Below are 16308 nucleotides of genomic sequence, written 5' to 3'. Positions count from 1 at the left end.
ATTTTTATTTTATATATCTTTGTACCAATAAATTTATATAATTTCTAAATGGACTCGGACATAGTCAGGCTTTTGGTAGCCTTATTACTTGTATTATTAAATGGCTTTTTCGTAGCCGCAGAATTTTCAATTGTTAAAGTTCGTTACTCTCAAATCCAGCTAAAGGCAGCCGAAGGAAACTCAATGGCTAAGCAGGCTGAGCATATCATCAAGCATCTTGATGAATATCTTTCTGCCACTCAGCTCGGAATTACATTAGCCTCTCTTGCCTTAGGTTGGGTAGGGGAAAGCGCTCTTCATCATGTTGTGGAAAGTCTTTTTCATTCCCTGAACGTAGAGATGGCCCAGGCTACGATCACCACGATCTCAGTTGTTACCAGTTTTGTACTGATTACGGTTATGCATATTGTATTTGGAGAATTGATTCCTAAATCAATAGCCATCAGGAAATCGGAATCAACAACCATGGCAACCGCTGTTCCGTTGCGTGTTTTTTATACGGTTTTCAAACCATTTATCTGGTTGATGAACCTGATGTCGAATACCTTTTTGAGATTGGTTAAAATTCATCCTGCCTCAGAACAGGAGATTCACTCTACAGAAGAACTACAGCTTTTGGTAAAACAGAGTGCTGACAGTGGAGAGATTGAAGAAGAGAATTATGAGATCATCAAAAATGCATTTGATTTTACCGATCATTCCGCGAAACAGATCATGGTTCCCCGCCAGAATATCACTTCGATCGATTTTGAAGAAGATATTAATGAAATCATCAATAAAATCATGGAAAGCGGCTATTCCCGTATTCCGGTATATGTGAATTCCATTGATAATGTGATAGGAATCCTGTATACGAAAGAAATCATCCGGGAATTCGTTAAACGGAAAGGTGAGCTTAGTCACGATGATCTTAAGGAATTAATGCGGGATGCATTTTTTGTAGTGGGAAGCAAAAAGATCTCAGACTTACTGAAGATTTTCCAGCAGAAAAAGCAGCATCTTGCGATTGTTATTGATGAGTTCGGAGGTACGGAAGGTATCATTACCCTTGAAGACATTCTTGAGGAGCTGGTGGGAGAAATTCAGGATGAAGAGGATGATGAAGAAAAAATAGTTGACAAAATAGGTGATGATACTTATTGGGTTCAGGCGACGCAGCCTCTTGACGAAATCAATGAATTTCTACCGAAGAAACTGCCCCTTTCGGAAGAAAGTGAGTATAACTCATTAGCAGGCTTCATTCTTCATGAGCTTGAAGATATTCCGGAGGAAAACCAGGAGTTTGACCTTGAAAATTATCATTTCAAGATTCTGAAAATGAATAATAAGAGTGTTGAGATTGTAGAATTGGTTTATAAACAGCCAAACAATTTAAATGATCTGATTGATATCGTGGAAGTTTAAAACTAACTAAAAATGGTTTATAACAATATAAAAGATTACGAAAACCCAAAACGTCAGTATGAAGAGGAAGTACTGGTTTTGGATGAAACGGATGATGTCTACAAATTGATTTTACATAATGACGAAATTCATACTTTTGATTATGTGATTGATTGTCTGATAGAAATCTGCAAACATACAACAGAACAGGCCGAACAATGCACCATGTTGGTTCATTATAAAGGCAAATGCACCGTAAAAACAGGCTCTATGGATATCCTGAAGCCGATGCATGAAAGATTAATTTCAAGAGAATTAACAAGCGAAATCGTATAGAAAGTCCGGCAGAAATGCCGGATTTTTTTGTGGACCGCTTACAGGACTTTTCTCTGACTGAAAGTTACTGTCCCGGTTATCATACGCAAAGCGGGAACAAAGCATCTTTTAAATTAAAATATTCTATGATCCTGTGCAGGGACAATCCTTAATATCAGTTTCTTCCTGATAGCATTAAAACACCGCTACCGCACGAATCCTTCGTGTGGTAGAGCTTATTAAACAGAGTTTCGGATTTCCAAGCAGTGATTTTAGATTCCGCAGTGCAAAAATTATTCTGATAAAAGATACTTTAGAAGACAGTGTTGTCTTAGAATCTATGGGTAATACAGGCTACCACACGAAAAGATTCGTGCGGTAGCGAGGAAAGGATTCGTGCAGTAGCGAGGAGAAATGCTTGGGCTAATAGTTTTACTGTCCTGTTAGTTAGGTCTATAATCTGGAAAAATCTACAAATTAAAGAATAGCCTTATCAGAAAAAGATCACCGCTGCCGCACGAATCCTTTCGTGCGGTACTTATTACCTAAGCCCATCACATTCGAATCTGCAACGCAGTATTATAGTCAAATATAACAGTCCTGAGTACAAAACTGATTAATACCATAATTTTATCCGCTGTATCATTAAAAATTATCGCCACTTCTTCGCCTGATTATATTTTTCAGAATAAACCTTCCATCTTGGTGCTTCCTTTTTCCCGCTTTTAAATAAAATAGTATATTTGTACCAACTATAAAGAAACTCAATAAGAATGCTTGTAATAGGAATTGCAGGAGGTACAGGATCCGGCAAAACTACAGTTGTTGACAAAATACTTCAACAGCTGGATATCGAAGGAATGAATATCCTTTCTCAGGATAATTATTATCACGATAATCATAATCTGACCCTTACAGAAAGGGAAGCCTTAAATTATGACCATCCAAAATCGATCGATTTTGAACTCATGTTAAAACATGTAAAAGCACTGAAAAATAATGAAGCGATCGAGCAGCCGATTTACAGCTTTGTTACCCATTCCAGAACAGGCGATCATGTCACGGTAGAACCAAAAAATGTACTGGTGGTAGAAGGAATTCTGGTGCTTACCAACAAAGAATTATTAAAAGAGTTTGATCTGAAAGTATTCGTTCATGCAGATTCTGATGAAAGACTGATCCGAAGAATCAGAAGAGATACCCAGGAAAGAGGAAGAGATCTGAATGAGGTATTACACCGCTACCAGACGACACTCAAACCTATGCACCAGGAATTTATCGAACCTTCTAAAAATGAAGCAGACCTGATTATTCCGAACATGAAACAAAATTCAGTAGCGATCGATTTTCTGACTACTGTAATTAAAAATTCGTTGAGAAAGCACTAAAAAATACGGTAATGGCTGAAAAAAAATTAATAAAAGACATACAACCCACATCAGATACAGTGAGGTTTATTAAGCATTATGTACTTAATAAATATGTGCTGACGATCTGTCTGTTTCTGGTGTGGATGATTTTTTTTGATAAAACTTCTTTTCTTGTGATTAATGAACTCAACGGTGAGATTAACAAGTACGAAGAACAGCTGGAGTATTATAAAACAGAATACGAAAAAAATGATGCTTTCTACAAGAAGCTGATGAACAATAAATCTGAAAAAGAAAAATACGCACGGGAAAATTATTTTATGAAAAAACCGAATGAAGAAATTTTCATTCTGGTGGTCGACAGTACAGAAGTCGCAAAAAAATAAGCACTCATCACGTATAACCCTGAACGCATAACTCTACCCTAAATGGCAAATACAGATACCTTCTCAGGCTGGGAAAATTTAGTAAAAAAGCAACTTAAAACTGAAGATATTTACTCCATTCTCAAAAAAGATAATTTGGAAGGAATTGAGGTGAAGCCTTTTTATGATTCCGTAAAAAAGCCTTTGGTAAACCTTCCGAAAATAGAGGAAAACACACATCTGGTTGCCAGATATCACGAGAGTCTGGAAGAGGATGTATTTGCATTTATTCTGGATCATAATGTGGAGGGGCTTCAGCAGAAGACTATTTTCGTTAACAACAAAGATCTGGCTGGCCATATCAGTCCCACAGAGGAAGATCAGTATTTTTCTCTCATCAATGTCTTTGATGAAAAAAATGCACTGATTGATGATCAGCTCGTCAAAGAACTCTTAGCAAAGCAGTTTAAAAGAAATATCTGTATCGATATCGCGCTTCACCAGAATGCAGGAGCAGCTATTGACCAGCAGTTAGGATTCGCTCTTGCCCAAACCAAAGAACTGGTTGAATTATACGGACCTGAGATCATCAGTAAACTCGTTTTCAGACTGGCAGTGGGAGGGAATTACTTCTTTGAAATGGCGAAATTGAGAGCCTTTAAGATTGTTTTCAACCAATTCTCAAAAGAATACGGTTTAGATGAAATACCTTATATTTTCGCAGAGACTTCATTGAGGAATAAAGCGGTTTCAGATATTGAAAATAATCTGATCCGTTCCACACTGGAGCTTGCTTCAGCAATGATCGGCGGTGCGGATGCCGTTTTCAGCAATAATTATCTGGTAGACAGAAGTACGGATAATTCTGAGGAAATATCTTTTAAACAGCAGATCGTTCTGGCGTATGAAAGTATCATCAACGTTTTTGAAGACGCGGCGAATGGAAGTTATTATGTAGAAGATATTACGCAGCAGATTGCAGAAAAGGCCTGGGCATTGTTCGTGGAAATTGAGGCGGATGGTGGCTATCTTGAACTTTTAAAGAAGGGAATCATACAGAAAAAGATCTATGATCATGCAATAGAAGAGCAAAAGTGGGTAGAAGAAGGAAAGATAAAGCTGATTGGCGTTAATTTATATCCTAAGCTGGACGTCAGAAAGTCTGTTGAAGATCTTTATGACGAGAAAGAAATAAGAGCAGTACGTTGGGCAGAAATGTATGAATGATGAGAGAAAAATTAATTGATTTATTTGAATATACTTTTCATTTTAACAATGAAATGATCAGAATTATCTCTGACAATCTTCCCAAAGCTGATGAAAAGACCGTACGCTTAATCAACCATATCCTTAATGCCCAGCAGATCTGGAATGCAAGGATTCTCGGTGAAAAAACATTTGAAGTCTGGCAGATTAATCCTTTTGATAGTTTGGAAGAAATTAATCAGCAGAACTTTAAGAACAGCATTCAGATTATTGAAAATTATGATCCTGATCAAAGGAGAGAATATCATAATTCAAAAGGAACAGCATTCGAAAACAGTATCTTTGAAATGCTTTTTCAGGCGGTCAATCACTCGACCTACCACAGAGGGCAGATCAATTCTCTGCTAAGGCAAAATGGCATTGAGCCTGTAGTAACGGATTATATTTTTTATAAAAGATAATGTCACTCCTACGGATTTCGCAGATTTCCACAGATTTTTTACATTTTTCGGAAACAGACACGAATGAGAGAAAATGTATTTTTTCTGTTTATAACGAGTTGGGGCCAGGATTATTAGAAAAAGTATATGAGAAAATAATAATCTACGCATTGAAAAACTTAGGATTACATGTTAATAGTCAAGTTCCTATTTTTATCCATTACAAAGATATGTTGATCGAATCGAGCTTTATTGCTGATATTATAGTGAATGACAAATTTATTATTGAAATAAAATCAATTTCAGAAATTAATAATGTTCATCACAAACAGTTGTTGACTTATTTAAAGCTGACAGGACTAAAGTTAGGAATATTAGTTAATTTTAATACCGATCATATAGATAAAAATATTTTCCGGAAGTAAATGGAATATTCTAAAATAAGCATAATGATCTGTGAAAATCTGCGAAATCTGTGGGGAATACAATATTAAACAAAGAAATTCAGGAATATATCCATGCAAATCTGTCTGCCGATCTGCATTCCTTATTATTAAAAAAATCTCCGTTTCCGGAAGTCTCTATGTCGGAAATCGTTCAGCAGATCAAAGGGAAACAGGTAGCAGAGAAAAAATTTCCTTTTCTGTTGGAAAAAGGCATTATTTTCCCTCCACAGCTAAGCCTGGAGCAATCTTCATCAGAAAAAACGGCCGTTTACAAATCCGGAATTTTAAAAGGTAAAAAACTAATTGACCTTACCAGCGGTTTTGGAATAGATGCCTATTATATGTCCCGGAATTTTGAAGAAACCATTTTGGTAGAGCAGAATAAGGATCTGTTGGAAACCGTAGCGCACAACTGGAATGTCCTGGGCAAAAAAGCAAGGTTCATCAACCAGAAACTGGAAGATTTTTTACCTGCACATCAGGAATATTTTGATACGGTGTATCTGGATCCGGCCAGAAGGGATGCTCAGAAAAATAAAGTCTTCTTATTAGAACATCTATCTCCCAATATCATCGAAATACAGGAAAAACTGCTTTCTATTTCCAAGCAGGTAGTTGTAAAATTATCACCGCTGATTGACCTTAAATATTTGATCTCGGTTCTACCGGACATCTTCAGAATCGACATCATCGCTGTAAAAAATGATGTGAAGGAAGTCGTTATTTTTTTATCCCGGGAAAATTCCGGAAATATCAGCTGTACCTGTGTAAATCTTGAAAGTGGTGAATCTGACTTTGAGTATCGGTTTGAGGATGAAGAAAATGCAGTTTCTGAGTATGCTGAACCCGGAAAATACATCTATATTCCCAACAATTCCATTTTAAAGGCCGGTATTTTTAATCTGATTTCACAAAGTTTCGGATTGAAAAAGCTTCACCCGAATACTCATCTGTACACTTGCGACGAAAAGAAACCTGATTTTCCGGGGAGAATTCTTGAAATGGAAATAATTGAAGCCAGGCAGATTAAAAAGAAAGAACAGTTTAATATTATCTCCAAAAACTATCCTTTAAAACCTGAAGAAATTAAGAAAAAATATAGTTTAAAGGATGGAGGCAAAGAGTATCTTATTTTTACCCAATCCAAAAAAGGCAAAATAATTTTAAAATCAGTATAAAAATGTTGCCGAAAAAAGGAGGATTTCTTAATTTTGGGCAGTTAAAAAATTAAACGTGAAATCGCCTGCTGTAAAAACAATGGTAACCGGCTAAAATGATGCGATTCCATATGACCTTTAAAAATAAATTTTACATATGAAAAAATTAGTTATATGTTTAGCCCTTGCTACAGTAGCGGTAAGCTGTAAAAAAATTCAGGCTGGCGGAAATAAGAGTGTTATTAAGCTTGAAGAAGGTGTTGACAGATATTCTGACGATGAGCAGACCAGCGGTGAGCAGGACAATCTTTCTGAATACAGAGGAGATGCACATGATGGGCACGAAAGGTCTGATAGTACAGATACTACCCGTGCTGCAGCTCAGCCGCAGGACGGAAGACATTCTGACGCGACTCCAATTCCGGAAGGATCTCAGAACCCTAAGGCTGAACATTAATTATTCAGTAACAATATAAAAGATGTCCTGCAGAAATGCAGGATATTTTTTTGGAGCTTTATCCCGCTTTCCATTACAATTCCTCATGACGCGGCTCCGCTTTGCTCCGCCGCTTCATTGCGGGATTTTCATTACAATCGGGGCTAGGGTGGCAGTAACCCGTTTCCTGTTCAGGAAATGAAAACAAAGTCTGTACAAAATCAACCTGAGGAAAATTATATGTTTTTGTTTGCTCCTGCTCGGCATTTTTTTTACTTTTAACAAAACAAAATTTTACAATGCAAGAGACATTAAATTACATTAACGAAAACAAACAGCGTTTCGTGGATGAATTATTTGAGTTATTGAGGATTCCTTCTATTTCTGCAGATCCGGCCTATAAAGATGATGTATTGAAGTGTGCGGATGTGGTGGCAGAATACCTGAAGAATGCAGGTGCAGATCAGGTCGAAGTTTGCCAGACCAAGGGATATCCCATTGTTTTCGGAGAAAAAATTTTAGATAAAAGTTTACCAACTGTGCTGGTATACGGACATTACGATGTTCAGCCTGCCGATCCTCTGGAATTATGGACAAAGCCACCTTTCGAGCCTTATATTGAAAAAACGGATCTCCATCCGGACGGAGCAATCTTTGCAAGAGGTTCCGCAGATGATAAAGGACAGTTTTTCATGCACTTAAAAGCTTTTGAAGCAATGATGAAGACCAATGCGCTACCTTGTAATGTTAAATTTATCCTGGAAGGTGAAGAAGAAGTAGGTTCGGTGAGCCTAGGAGATTTCGTTAATGAAAATAAAGAGAAACTGTCTTGCGACTGTATTTTAATTTCGGATACCCACATTTACAGCAATGAGCAACCGACCGTTACAACAGGTTTAAGAGGTTTAAGCTATGTAGAAGTCGAAATTGAAGGACCCAACAGGGATTTGCACTCCGGACTATATGGCGGGGCAGTTCCGAATCCTATTCATGTGCTTTCCAGAATGATCGCAGAATTAATCGATGAAGACGGGCAGATCACGATCGACGGTTTTTATGACAACGTGGAAGATGTTTCGGATGCAGACAGAGCAGATATGAATAAACTGAAGGATAATCCGGAAGAATTCAAAAAATCGATCGGTTTAGAAGACGTTGAAGGTGAGAAAGGATATACTACCCTGGAAAGAACTTCTATCCGTCCTACCCTGGACTGCAATGGGATCTGGGGCGGTTATACAGGAGAAGGAGCTAAGACGGTGATTCCTTCAAAAGCATCTGCAAAAATTTCCATGCGTTTAGTTCCTTACCAGACTCCGGAAGAAATTACTGAGAAATTCACAAAATATTTCAATAAAATAGCTCCGGATAATGTGAGGGTTAAAGTGACTCCGCATCACGGCGGGATGCCTTATGTGTTACCGACTGATACCAAAGAGTTTTTAGCCGCTAAAAAAGCCATGGAATCTACATTCGGTAAAGAAGTTCTTCCGTATAGAGGAGGGGGAAGCATTCCCATAACTTCAATGTTTGAGAAGGTTTTAGGCGCCAAATCCGTGTTGATGGGCTTTGGTCTGGATTCCGATGCCATCCATTCTCCAAATGAACATTATGGGCTATTCAATTTCTACAAAGGGATTGAAAGCATTCCGCTGTTCTTCGAGAACTATTCGAAATAACAGATTCCTGATATCATGAACGCTCCCGTAAAACGGAGCGTTTCTTTTTTGTAATGCATACATTATATTACTGTTAACGAAGAAATATGATCCGGCTTATAAGTATCAGTATGTCGTGATAAGTGTTTTCATATTAATTATGTAGCGTTGCACTGCCGTATAATTTAAATAACTCCGGAAAATTTTAAGAATAATCTACACAACTTAATAGGCTCATAGATAAAAAGTTAATTCTTCTTTGCAATAAATAATTTTCATATGCTAAATTTGCATACAAAAAACAGATGTATGAAAAAATTGTTATTATTATTCCTTCTGATCATTGGATTTCAAAGTTTCTCACAGCTTGTGCAGGTTCCCGTGTATACGGTCAAATCTTCACAGCCGGCACAGCCAGGGAATGAAATAGACAAACTGCTCGACGGAAACACTGCGACCATGTATCATTCGAAATGGTCTCAGAACGGTATTCCGGATGAGCTGCAGTTTTATTTTACGTCCAATGTCACCAGCATAAAAAAACTGGTTTATACGCCGAGGCAATCTGGCGGGACAAACGGGATGTGGACCAAGATCAATATTTCTTACAGTACACAGGTGGCACCTAATACTTTCATTCCGGTAACCACCGATTTGATCTGGGCTGCTACTATACAGGATAAGGAAGTTATTTTTCCAACGGCCATTCAGAATCCTTACAGTATTAAAATTTCTGTAAATGCAGGAGTGGGAAACTTTTCGAGCTGCGCAGAAATGAGATTCTTTTCAGAATCACAACCTGTGATCAATGATGGGACAGACTGCATAATCAATACATCGGAACTGAATGTAAATGGCGCCAGTGATATAAAGGCTACAATTATACCCGCCGGAACAACGGCATCATCTTACCAGTCCGGAGAAAACATAGATAAATCTTATGATAACGACGTAAATACACTGTATCATTCTTCATATGGCAGTACCACTTTCCCGGTAGTGTTAAATTACAGATTAGACGGTGCTACCCCTGTTGATTATCTGAAATATACCCCGAGAGTCAACGGAACTAATGGTAGATTCGGAGGCGTGACCATCAGTTATAATACCTTATCAGACCCTACGTTCATCACCCTGATGTCGTTCGATTTTCAGAATTCTTCTGTTCCGGTAAATGTTTATTTTCCCAGCCAGATCACGCCTCTTAATATAAGAATTACAGTAAACAGCGGACTGGGAAATTTTGCAAGCTGTGCCGAAATGGGCTTTTATACAATAGGAAATGCGAACCCTTATACCCATATTTTTGCAGATAATATTTATTCGACATTACGGCCATCTGTTACACAGGCAGATATAGATGCCATGACCTCGCCATTCTATAAAGGTTTGGCACAATGTCTTTTCAACGGGACTTATGTCCGTAAATATAGAGTTCAGAATTATAAGGTTTATCCAACCATAGCTGCTACTACGGGTAATTTAAAGGTGGGAACCGGCTACGACAGCTTTGAAAATCCTACAGGAATTGTATTTGCCGAGGGGAACAAGGTGGCGCTGTTTGTTCAGAATATCCCTTCAGGAGTCAATGTTTCATTGCAGGTAAAGGATTTTTCTACCACCATTAATGGTATTACATCCTACTATGAGCTGCGTAATGGTCTGAATGTATTACAGCTTACCAACACCGGATTAGGATACATCAGCTATTACAATACCGATACGACATTGCCTGATATTAAAGTCAATATTGTTTCGGGTAGGGTAAACGGTCTGTATCACTATCAGAATTCTACACTGAGTGACTGGCAGGCAAATTTGACGAATTCTGCGTACCATATGATCGATGTTGTGGGGAACCATTCGCATTTGGTTTATAAAAAAAGCATGCTGAAAACTTATGCCGCTTTCAATCCTGACGAACTGATTTCAAAATATGACCTTATCGTAAAAAATGAATGGCTCGTGATGGGGCTGTATAAATATAATTTGGTCCCAAAAAACCGAATGTTCAGCTATAGTAATAATGGCGGGGGCTGGTACGCAGGTGGATTAGGCATAAATATGGATGCTACATGGGGCGAAGAGAGTCTGGCTGGTGCCGGTAAGTTGTCGCTTTGGGGAATTGCTCATGAATTTGGCCATGTAAATCAGGTGAGACCGGACCTCAAGTGGATCGGTACTACGGAAGTTACCAATAATATGCATAGTGCCTGGGTAGATTATCAGATGAATCCCGAAAACGACGGGATGTCCCGTCTGGAAAGAGAATCTTTACCACCACAGACAGGAATGGCCAGTGTGGTGGGAGGAAGAATAAATGGAGCCATTTTAAATACAGTTGTCAACAAGGAAGCCCTGCAGGGAAATGCCGATACGGATGTCTTTAAAGTACTGGTACCGTTCTGGCAGCTTGAATTATATTATCAATTGGCCGGAGCTTCACGCAATGCACCCGTCCTCTCCTTTAATTACCCTTCCAGTTATACGGGCGTAGATTATGCACATTGGTTTGGAATAGTGGCCAATATGGCAAGGAATTATAATGCTTCAGGCGTTTCAAACGGGGAACTGCTTCTGAATTTTGTGAAAAATACCTGCTCTGCCGTACAGGAGGACCTCACTGAATTTTTTACCAAAACCGGGTTTTTAAAACCGATAGACAGAGCTATTGATGACTACGGTATCGGACAGCTTACCATCACCCAGGCTCAGATCGATGCAACTATAGCGCATATAAAGGCTCAGAACTACAAAAACCCTGTGTCGCCGGTCATACATTATATTTCATCGCGGAATGTTGCAGCTTTCCGGGATCATCTTTCTCTGAGCGGACAGACAGGGCAGGGAGTGGTCTTAAGTAACAGCTATCTTACCGTACAGCACAGTGTCTGGAAAAATGCAGTTGCTTATGAAACTTTGAATGCTAATAACGAACTGATCTATGTATCCGTCAAAGGTACAGGAGATACCACCGACCAAACGACAAAAGTTTACTATCCTTCTGATGCGGCCGCCGTATATGCAATAGGGTATAATGGAGAGAAAATCCGGGTCTATCCCTCCACCTGCACAAAACTTCCTGCAGGAGGTACGCCTGATACCTATACTACAATAGGAATATCGATTCAGGAAAAACAGCCAGGCTGGCAGGATAAAATTTCGAACGGGCACCTTGCAATGCAGTCCAAAGCAAAAGGATTCGTTGTTACAAGGATAAATCATGTAAGTACCATACCGGCTGCCTCAGACTCTATTTCGGATCCGAAAGCAGGAATGCTCTTATACGACATACAGGATAAATGTACAAAATTATTTAACGGAACCACGTGGAACTGTATTAAAAAAAGCTGCAATGATTAAAAATATAATATATATAGCCACAGTACTGAATGTGTTTGGTTTTGCTGATGGCCAGATTGCCATATCAAAAGATAAAATTAACGGGAACAGTACCATACTGGATTTTGAAGATTCCCCTTCTAACAGGAAAGGAATTATTCTTCCTTCTGTAGAGAATGTTTCAGGAGCCCTGGCAACAGTTACTTCTCATAACAACGGCACATTTTTGTTTGATACAAGTGATGATAAGGTAAAAATGTATGAAAATGAAATTTGGGTCGATCTGAGTGACAGCGGAGACGATTCTCAGATAACCCCTAATCCCTCACCTGATTATTCGACTACACAGGGAATCATTATCAACTCTCACACCAGCAATGCAAAAGGAGTCATTGTTCTGGAATCCGACAATAAAGCGATGATTCTTCCTAAGATACAGAATCCGCACTTAAACGTCAAAAGTCCTTATCCCGGGATGATGTGCTATGATACGGCAAGCAATTCCCTGGCTATTTTTAACGGCAGGGAATGGAGTTACTGGAAATAAACTATTGAATCTTTCCTACAAAGCGATTGCTTCTTTCATGGATAAAAAGAAAGTCCTGCAAATCTTTCTTTGCCTGCTTTTCAAATGGAAATATGGATTCAGATGATCCGCTGAGTTATTTCCGGAATGGCGGGTAACTTTCGAAAAATTCACTGAAAATAAATTACTGATAAATCTTAGGTTAATAAAACGCTCTATTTGGGGCGTTTTTATTATTTTTAAGAACTTAAATCCATAAATTATGATCGAAAATAAAGTTGCCTATATAACAGGAGGAACCAAAGGGATCGGTTTCGGAATTGCCAGGATATTACTTGAAAATGGAGTTTCAGTGGCATTTTCCGGAAGGAAAAGAGATGACGTTGAAAAAGCTGAGCATGAACTTCAGCAGTATTCCGATAACGTTCTGGGAATTGTTTCGGATGTCAGAAGTCTGGAAAGTGAAGAAGAAGCCATAAGGTATATTAAAGAGAAATTCAGAAGACTGGATTTTGTTATTGCCAATGCCGGCTTAGGTATTTTCAAGCCTGTAGACCAACTTTCCGCTGAAGAATGGAATGATATGATCGACACAAATCTGACAGGCGTTTTCTATACCTTAAAAGCTTCAGTGGAAGAACTGAAAAAGACACAGGGGTATTATATTACCGTATCAAGCCTGGCCGGAGCCAATTTCTTTGAGAACGGAACAGGTTATAACGCTTCAAAATTCGGAGTCGTAGGATTTACCCAGGCCGCAATGATCGATTTAAGAAAATACAATATCAAATCAACCGTCATTATGCCCGGATCCGTAGCCACCAACTTCAATGGAAATGTTCCTTCAGAAAAAGACGAATGGAAGATTCAGCCCGAAGATATGGGAAATCTGGTTTTGGATATTTTAAAAATGAATCCCCGTGTTTTGCCGAGTAAGATCGAATTTAGGGCAACAAAACCAGCAAAGTAGAGATTTTAATGCATTGAATAGTAAAATAATAAGTGCTATGCATGCATAATATTTTTTTTATTTATATTAGCAACAATTAATTAAAACAAAATCTCTGTATAGAATCCCCGATTTTATACTGGAAGAGAAACAAAAAAATAGGAAACATGAAACCGTAAGGTCTCATGTGGCGGGTAAAAAAATTAAAACAACATATGAAAATATTAGTTTGTATAAGTAGTGTTCCGGATACTACTTCCAAGATTAACTTCACAGCAGATAAATCTGCTTTCGACAAAAATGGAATTCAATGGGTAATTAATCCTTTGGATGAATTTGCATTAACAAAAGCAATAAAGCTGCAGGAAGCTCAAGGCGCTACCGTAACCGTGATGAATGTAGGAGATGCAGCTACTGAGCCTGTGATCAGAAAAGCACTGGCTATCGGTGCCAATGATGCGGTAAGAGTAAACCTTGATCCCAAAGACAGCTATTCTACGGCAAAAGAAATCGCTGCCGTTGCTCAGAACGGTGCCTACGATTTGATCCTTTGCGGTAAAGAATCTCTTGATTATAATGGAGGTTCTGTTCCGGGAATGGTTGCTCAGTTATTAAATCAGCCTTTTGTCAATGCATCAGTAGGTCTGGACGTAAACGGAACTGAAGCTACTGCTGTAAGAGAGATTGAAGGAGGAAAAGAAACTATTTCTGTGAAACTTCCGGCCGTAATTGCCGGTCAGAAAGGATTAGTGGACGAAAAAGATCTTATTATTCCGAACATGAGAGGAATAATGTCTGCAAGAACCAAACCTTTACAGGTGGTAGAAGCTACTTCTTCAGAAGTGAAAGTTCAGGGCGTATCTTACGACAGCGTTCCTCCAAGAGCAGCTGTAAAAATGGTTTCCCCTGATAATTTGGATGAACTGGTGAGGTTACTTCATGAAGAAGCTAAAGTAATCTAATCTTAACCCCAAACATTAAACTTTAAACAAAAAAATCATGGCAGTATTCGTATACGCAGAAAATATAAACGGAGTTTACAAAAAAGCAGCTTTCGAAGCAGTTTCTTACGCTAAAGCTGTTGCCGATAAGGCAGGAGATACCGTTACGGCAATCTCGGTAAACCCCACAGATTCTTCAGATTTACTATATAAATATGGAGCATCTAATGTCATCAATATCAAAGACGAAGGTCTTAAAAGTTTCTCAGCCAAAGCTTATGCCCAGGCTGTAAGTGAAGTGGCAAACGGTAATATCATTGTTTTCCCTCACACTACAGATGCTTCTTCCATAGCACCGATGCTGGCAGTAATGAACGGCCACTCTTTAATTACCAATGTTTTGGAAGCTCCGGAAAGTCTTGCTCCTGTTCAGGTAAAAAGAAGAGCATTCTCAGGAAAAGGGTTCATGCATGCAAAATCTGAAGCGGCAGGGGTCATTCTTACTGTTTCTCAGAATGCATTCGGAGTTAAAGAAAATGCCGTGTCAGGTTCTGAAGAAGTGAAAAACCTTTCAGTTGCCAATGAAGATACCAAGGTGATTTCTCACGAGCAGAGCTCAGGAAAGCTGGATCTCAAGGAAGCTGAAATCGTAGTTTCTGCAGGAAGAGGACTGAAAGGCCCTGAGAACTGGGGAATGGTAGAAGATTTAGCTAACGTTTTGGGTGCTGCCACAGCCTGTTCTAAGCCAGTTTCAGATATCGGATGGAGACCTCACACAGAACATGTGGGACAAACCGGGAAAGCGATTGCTCCGAATCTGTATATTGCCATCGGTATTTCCGGTGCCATTCAGCATCTGGCCGGAGTAAACTCTTCTAAAACAATTGTTGTGATCAACAGTGATGCGGAATCTCCTTTCTTCAAATCAGCTGATTACGGTGTTGTAGGTGATGCTTTTCAGATAGTTCCTGCATTAACTGAAAAAATTAAAGCTCTTAAAGGATAAATAAGAGAATGACAATAGCCGCTCAGTCTGCTTATCAGTTTTATGTACTGCAGGTAAACCGACAACGGAGCTCATTCACAATTCACATATAAAAGCCCTTTCCGGGCTTTTATTTTTGTCTAAAAGTAAATCCTACAATAAAAAAAATGATTTATATTTGTAGCTATGGATTATAAACAGCTAATTATTCGCGGAATATCGTACAGCCAGACCCAATCCGGGGCGTACGCATTATTATTGGAACATGAAGAGACACATATAAAATTACCTGTTGTTATAGGAAATTTCGAGGCTCAATCCATTTCTCTCGGTCTTGAGAAAGACATTCATCCGCCTCGTCCTCTTACCCATGACTTATTTACAAAGTTTATTGTTTCTGCCAATTACGAATTGGTCTCCGTGATCATTTATCAGATCGTAGACGGCGTTTTCTTCTCAAATATCAATTTCAGAAACAAAGAAAATGATGAAGAATTAATTCTTGATGCCAGAACTTCAGATGCGGTGGCTATGGCCGTAAGATTCGATGCCCCTATTTTTACAACGCAGCAGGTCTTGAACGAAGCCGGAATACTTCTGGAACTGGAAGACGTTTCCAAAGAAGAAGAAGCATTTTCTGAGACCGTTCCCGCTGAAGATAATTTGAGATCTATCTCTATGGAAGAGCTCCAGAAATTACTGGATGAGGCCGTTAAAGAAGAAGATTACGACACGGCCCTTGAAATTCAGGAGGAGATCAAAAGGAGAAAGAAAAGAATTGACTAAAAG

Annotated in this window: 16 protein-coding genes; all 16 read left to right on the top strand. The window is 38.8% G+C overall.

What is annotated here, in order from left to right; genetic code table 11:
- Positions 1–48 precede the first annotated feature (48 nt).
- The 16 genes from ODZ84_RS03015 (at position 49) to ODZ84_RS02940 (ending at position 16305) form a co-directional block, all read left to right on the top strand.
- Positions 49–1404: a hemolysin family protein gene (locus tag ODZ84_RS03015; protein ID WP_266175533.1), complete on the top strand. Its 1356-nt coding sequence runs from the start codon at positions 49–51 to the stop codon at positions 1402–1404.
- A 12-nt stretch (positions 1405–1416) separates the two neighbouring features.
- Positions 1417–1719 carry an ATP-dependent Clp protease adaptor ClpS gene (locus tag ODZ84_RS03010; protein ID WP_266175532.1) on the top strand — a complete coding sequence of 101 codons (303 nt, stop codon included), beginning with the start codon at positions 1417–1419 and terminating at the stop codon, positions 1717–1719.
- 752 nt (positions 1720–2471) lie between these two features.
- On the top strand, positions 2472–3086 hold the full coding sequence (gene udk / locus ODZ84_RS03005) for a uridine kinase (RefSeq protein WP_266175531.1): 615 nt from the start codon (positions 2472–2474) through the stop codon (positions 3084–3086).
- Positions 3087–3097: 11 nt separating this feature from the next.
- Positions 3098–3454 (top strand): FtsB family cell division protein, encoded by a 357-nt coding sequence (locus ODZ84_RS03000; protein ID WP_266175530.1) that lies wholly within the window; start codon positions 3098–3100, stop codon positions 3452–3454.
- Between the two features lie 42 nt (positions 3455–3496).
- Positions 3497–4660, top strand: coding sequence for a methylmalonyl-CoA mutase family protein (locus ODZ84_RS02995; protein WP_266175529.1), 1164 nt, complete (start codon positions 3497–3499; stop codon positions 4658–4660).
- The gene (locus tag ODZ84_RS02990) at positions 4657–5100 is read left to right on the top strand and encodes a DinB family protein (RefSeq protein WP_266175528.1); all 444 of its coding nucleotides are present in this window, start codon (positions 4657–4659) and stop codon (positions 5098–5100) included. The genes ODZ84_RS02995 and ODZ84_RS02990 overlap by 4 nt, the downstream gene beginning before the upstream one ends.
- Entirely contained in the window at positions 5100–5504 is a 405-nt protein-coding gene (locus ODZ84_RS23375) for a GxxExxY protein (protein ID WP_323670680.1), read from the top strand. The genes ODZ84_RS02990 and ODZ84_RS23375 overlap by 1 nt, the downstream gene beginning before the upstream one ends.
- 50 nt (positions 5505–5554) lie before the next feature.
- Complete coding sequence (locus tag ODZ84_RS02980; RefSeq protein ID WP_266175527.1) at positions 5555–6703, top strand: class I SAM-dependent methyltransferase; 1149 nt, start codon at positions 5555–5557, stop codon at positions 6701–6703.
- 136 nt (positions 6704–6839) lie between these two features.
- Positions 6840–7139, top strand: a complete 300-nt coding sequence (locus ODZ84_RS02975; protein ID WP_266175526.1) for a hypothetical protein — start codon at positions 6840–6842, stop codon at positions 7137–7139.
- Positions 7140–7417: 278 nt separating this feature from the next.
- Complete coding sequence (locus ODZ84_RS02970) at positions 7418–8797, top strand: dipeptidase (RefSeq protein ID WP_266175525.1); 1380 nt, start codon at positions 7418–7420, stop codon at positions 8795–8797.
- A gap of 288 nt (positions 8798–9085) precedes the next feature.
- A complete protein-coding gene (locus tag ODZ84_RS02965) occupies positions 9086–12139 on the top strand; it encodes a M60 family metallopeptidase (RefSeq protein WP_266175524.1) in 3054 nt (1017 codons plus the stop codon).
- Positions 12132–12665, top strand: coding sequence for a hypothetical protein (locus ODZ84_RS02960; protein WP_266175523.1), 534 nt, complete (start codon positions 12132–12134; stop codon positions 12663–12665). The genes ODZ84_RS02965 and ODZ84_RS02960 overlap by 8 nt, the downstream gene beginning before the upstream one ends.
- Before the next feature lie 241 nt (positions 12666–12906).
- Entirely contained in the window at positions 12907–13614 is a 708-nt protein-coding gene (locus tag ODZ84_RS02955; RefSeq protein ID WP_266175522.1) for an SDR family oxidoreductase, read from the top strand.
- A gap of 194 nt (positions 13615–13808) precedes the next feature.
- A complete protein-coding gene (locus tag ODZ84_RS02950) occupies positions 13809–14555 on the top strand; it encodes an electron transfer flavoprotein subunit beta/FixA family protein (RefSeq protein ID WP_266175521.1) in 747 nt (248 codons plus the stop codon).
- 37 nt (positions 14556–14592) lie between these two features.
- Complete coding sequence (locus ODZ84_RS02945; RefSeq protein WP_266175520.1) at positions 14593–15540, top strand: electron transfer flavoprotein subunit alpha/FixB family protein; 948 nt, start codon at positions 14593–14595, stop codon at positions 15538–15540.
- Positions 15541–15705: 165 nt separating this feature from the next.
- On the top strand, positions 15706–16305 hold the full coding sequence (locus ODZ84_RS02940; protein ID WP_266175519.1) for a bifunctional nuclease family protein: 600 nt from the start codon (positions 15706–15708) through the stop codon (positions 16303–16305).
- The last annotated feature ends 3 nt before the right edge of the window (positions 16306–16308 follow it).

Source organism: Chryseobacterium fluminis (assembly GCF_026314945.1).
Taxonomy (GTDB): Bacteria; Bacteroidota; Bacteroidia; order Flavobacteriales; family Weeksellaceae; genus Chryseobacterium; species Chryseobacterium fluminis.
The sequence above is the reverse complement of the archived record's forward strand: the minus strand, read 5'-3'. Positions and strand labels throughout refer to the sequence as shown.

Excerpts from the sequence above, each read along its gene's own strand:
- ODZ84_RS02995 (WP_266175529.1), top strand. The coding sequence starts at position 3,497 with ATGGCAAATACAGATACCTTCTCAGGCTGGGAAAATTTAGTAAAAAAG.
- ODZ84_RS02940 (WP_266175519.1), top strand. The coding sequence starts at position 15,706 with ATGGATTATAAACAGCTAATTATTCGCGGAATATCGTACAGCCAGACC.
- ODZ84_RS02990 (WP_266175528.1), top strand. The coding sequence starts at position 4,657 with ATGATGAGAGAAAAATTAATTGATTTATTTGAATATACTTTTCATTTT.
- ODZ84_RS03010 (WP_266175532.1), top strand. The coding sequence starts at position 1,417 with ATGGTTTATAACAATATAAAAGATTACGAAAACCCAAAACGTCAGTAT.
- ODZ84_RS02950 (WP_266175521.1), top strand. The coding sequence starts at position 13,809 with ATGAAAATATTAGTTTGTATAAGTAGTGTTCCGGATACTACTTCCAAG.
- ODZ84_RS03000 (WP_266175530.1), top strand. The coding sequence starts at position 3,098 with ATGGCTGAAAAAAAATTAATAAAAGACATACAACCCACATCAGATACA.
- udk (WP_266175531.1), top strand. The coding sequence starts at position 2,472 with ATGCTTGTAATAGGAATTGCAGGAGGTACAGGATCCGGCAAAACTACA.
- ODZ84_RS02970 (WP_266175525.1), top strand. The coding sequence starts at position 7,418 with ATGCAAGAGACATTAAATTACATTAACGAAAACAAACAGCGTTTCGTG.
- ODZ84_RS02960 (WP_266175523.1), top strand. The coding sequence starts at position 12,132 with ATGATTAAAAATATAATATATATAGCCACAGTACTGAATGTGTTTGGT.
- ODZ84_RS02945 (WP_266175520.1), top strand. The coding sequence starts at position 14,593 with ATGGCAGTATTCGTATACGCAGAAAATATAAACGGAGTTTACAAAAAA.
- ODZ84_RS02965 (WP_266175524.1), top strand. The coding sequence starts at position 9,086 with ATGAAAAAATTGTTATTATTATTCCTTCTGATCATTGGATTTCAAAGT.
- ODZ84_RS23375 (WP_323670680.1), top strand. The coding sequence starts at position 5,100 with ATGTCACTCCTACGGATTTCGCAGATTTCCACAGATTTTTTACATTTT.
- ODZ84_RS02955 (WP_266175522.1), top strand. The coding sequence starts at position 12,907 with ATGATCGAAAATAAAGTTGCCTATATAACAGGAGGAACCAAAGGGATC.
- ODZ84_RS03015 (WP_266175533.1), top strand. The coding sequence starts at position 49 with ATGGACTCGGACATAGTCAGGCTTTTGGTAGCCTTATTACTTGTATTA.
- ODZ84_RS02975 (WP_266175526.1), top strand. The coding sequence starts at position 6,840 with ATGAAAAAATTAGTTATATGTTTAGCCCTTGCTACAGTAGCGGTAAGC.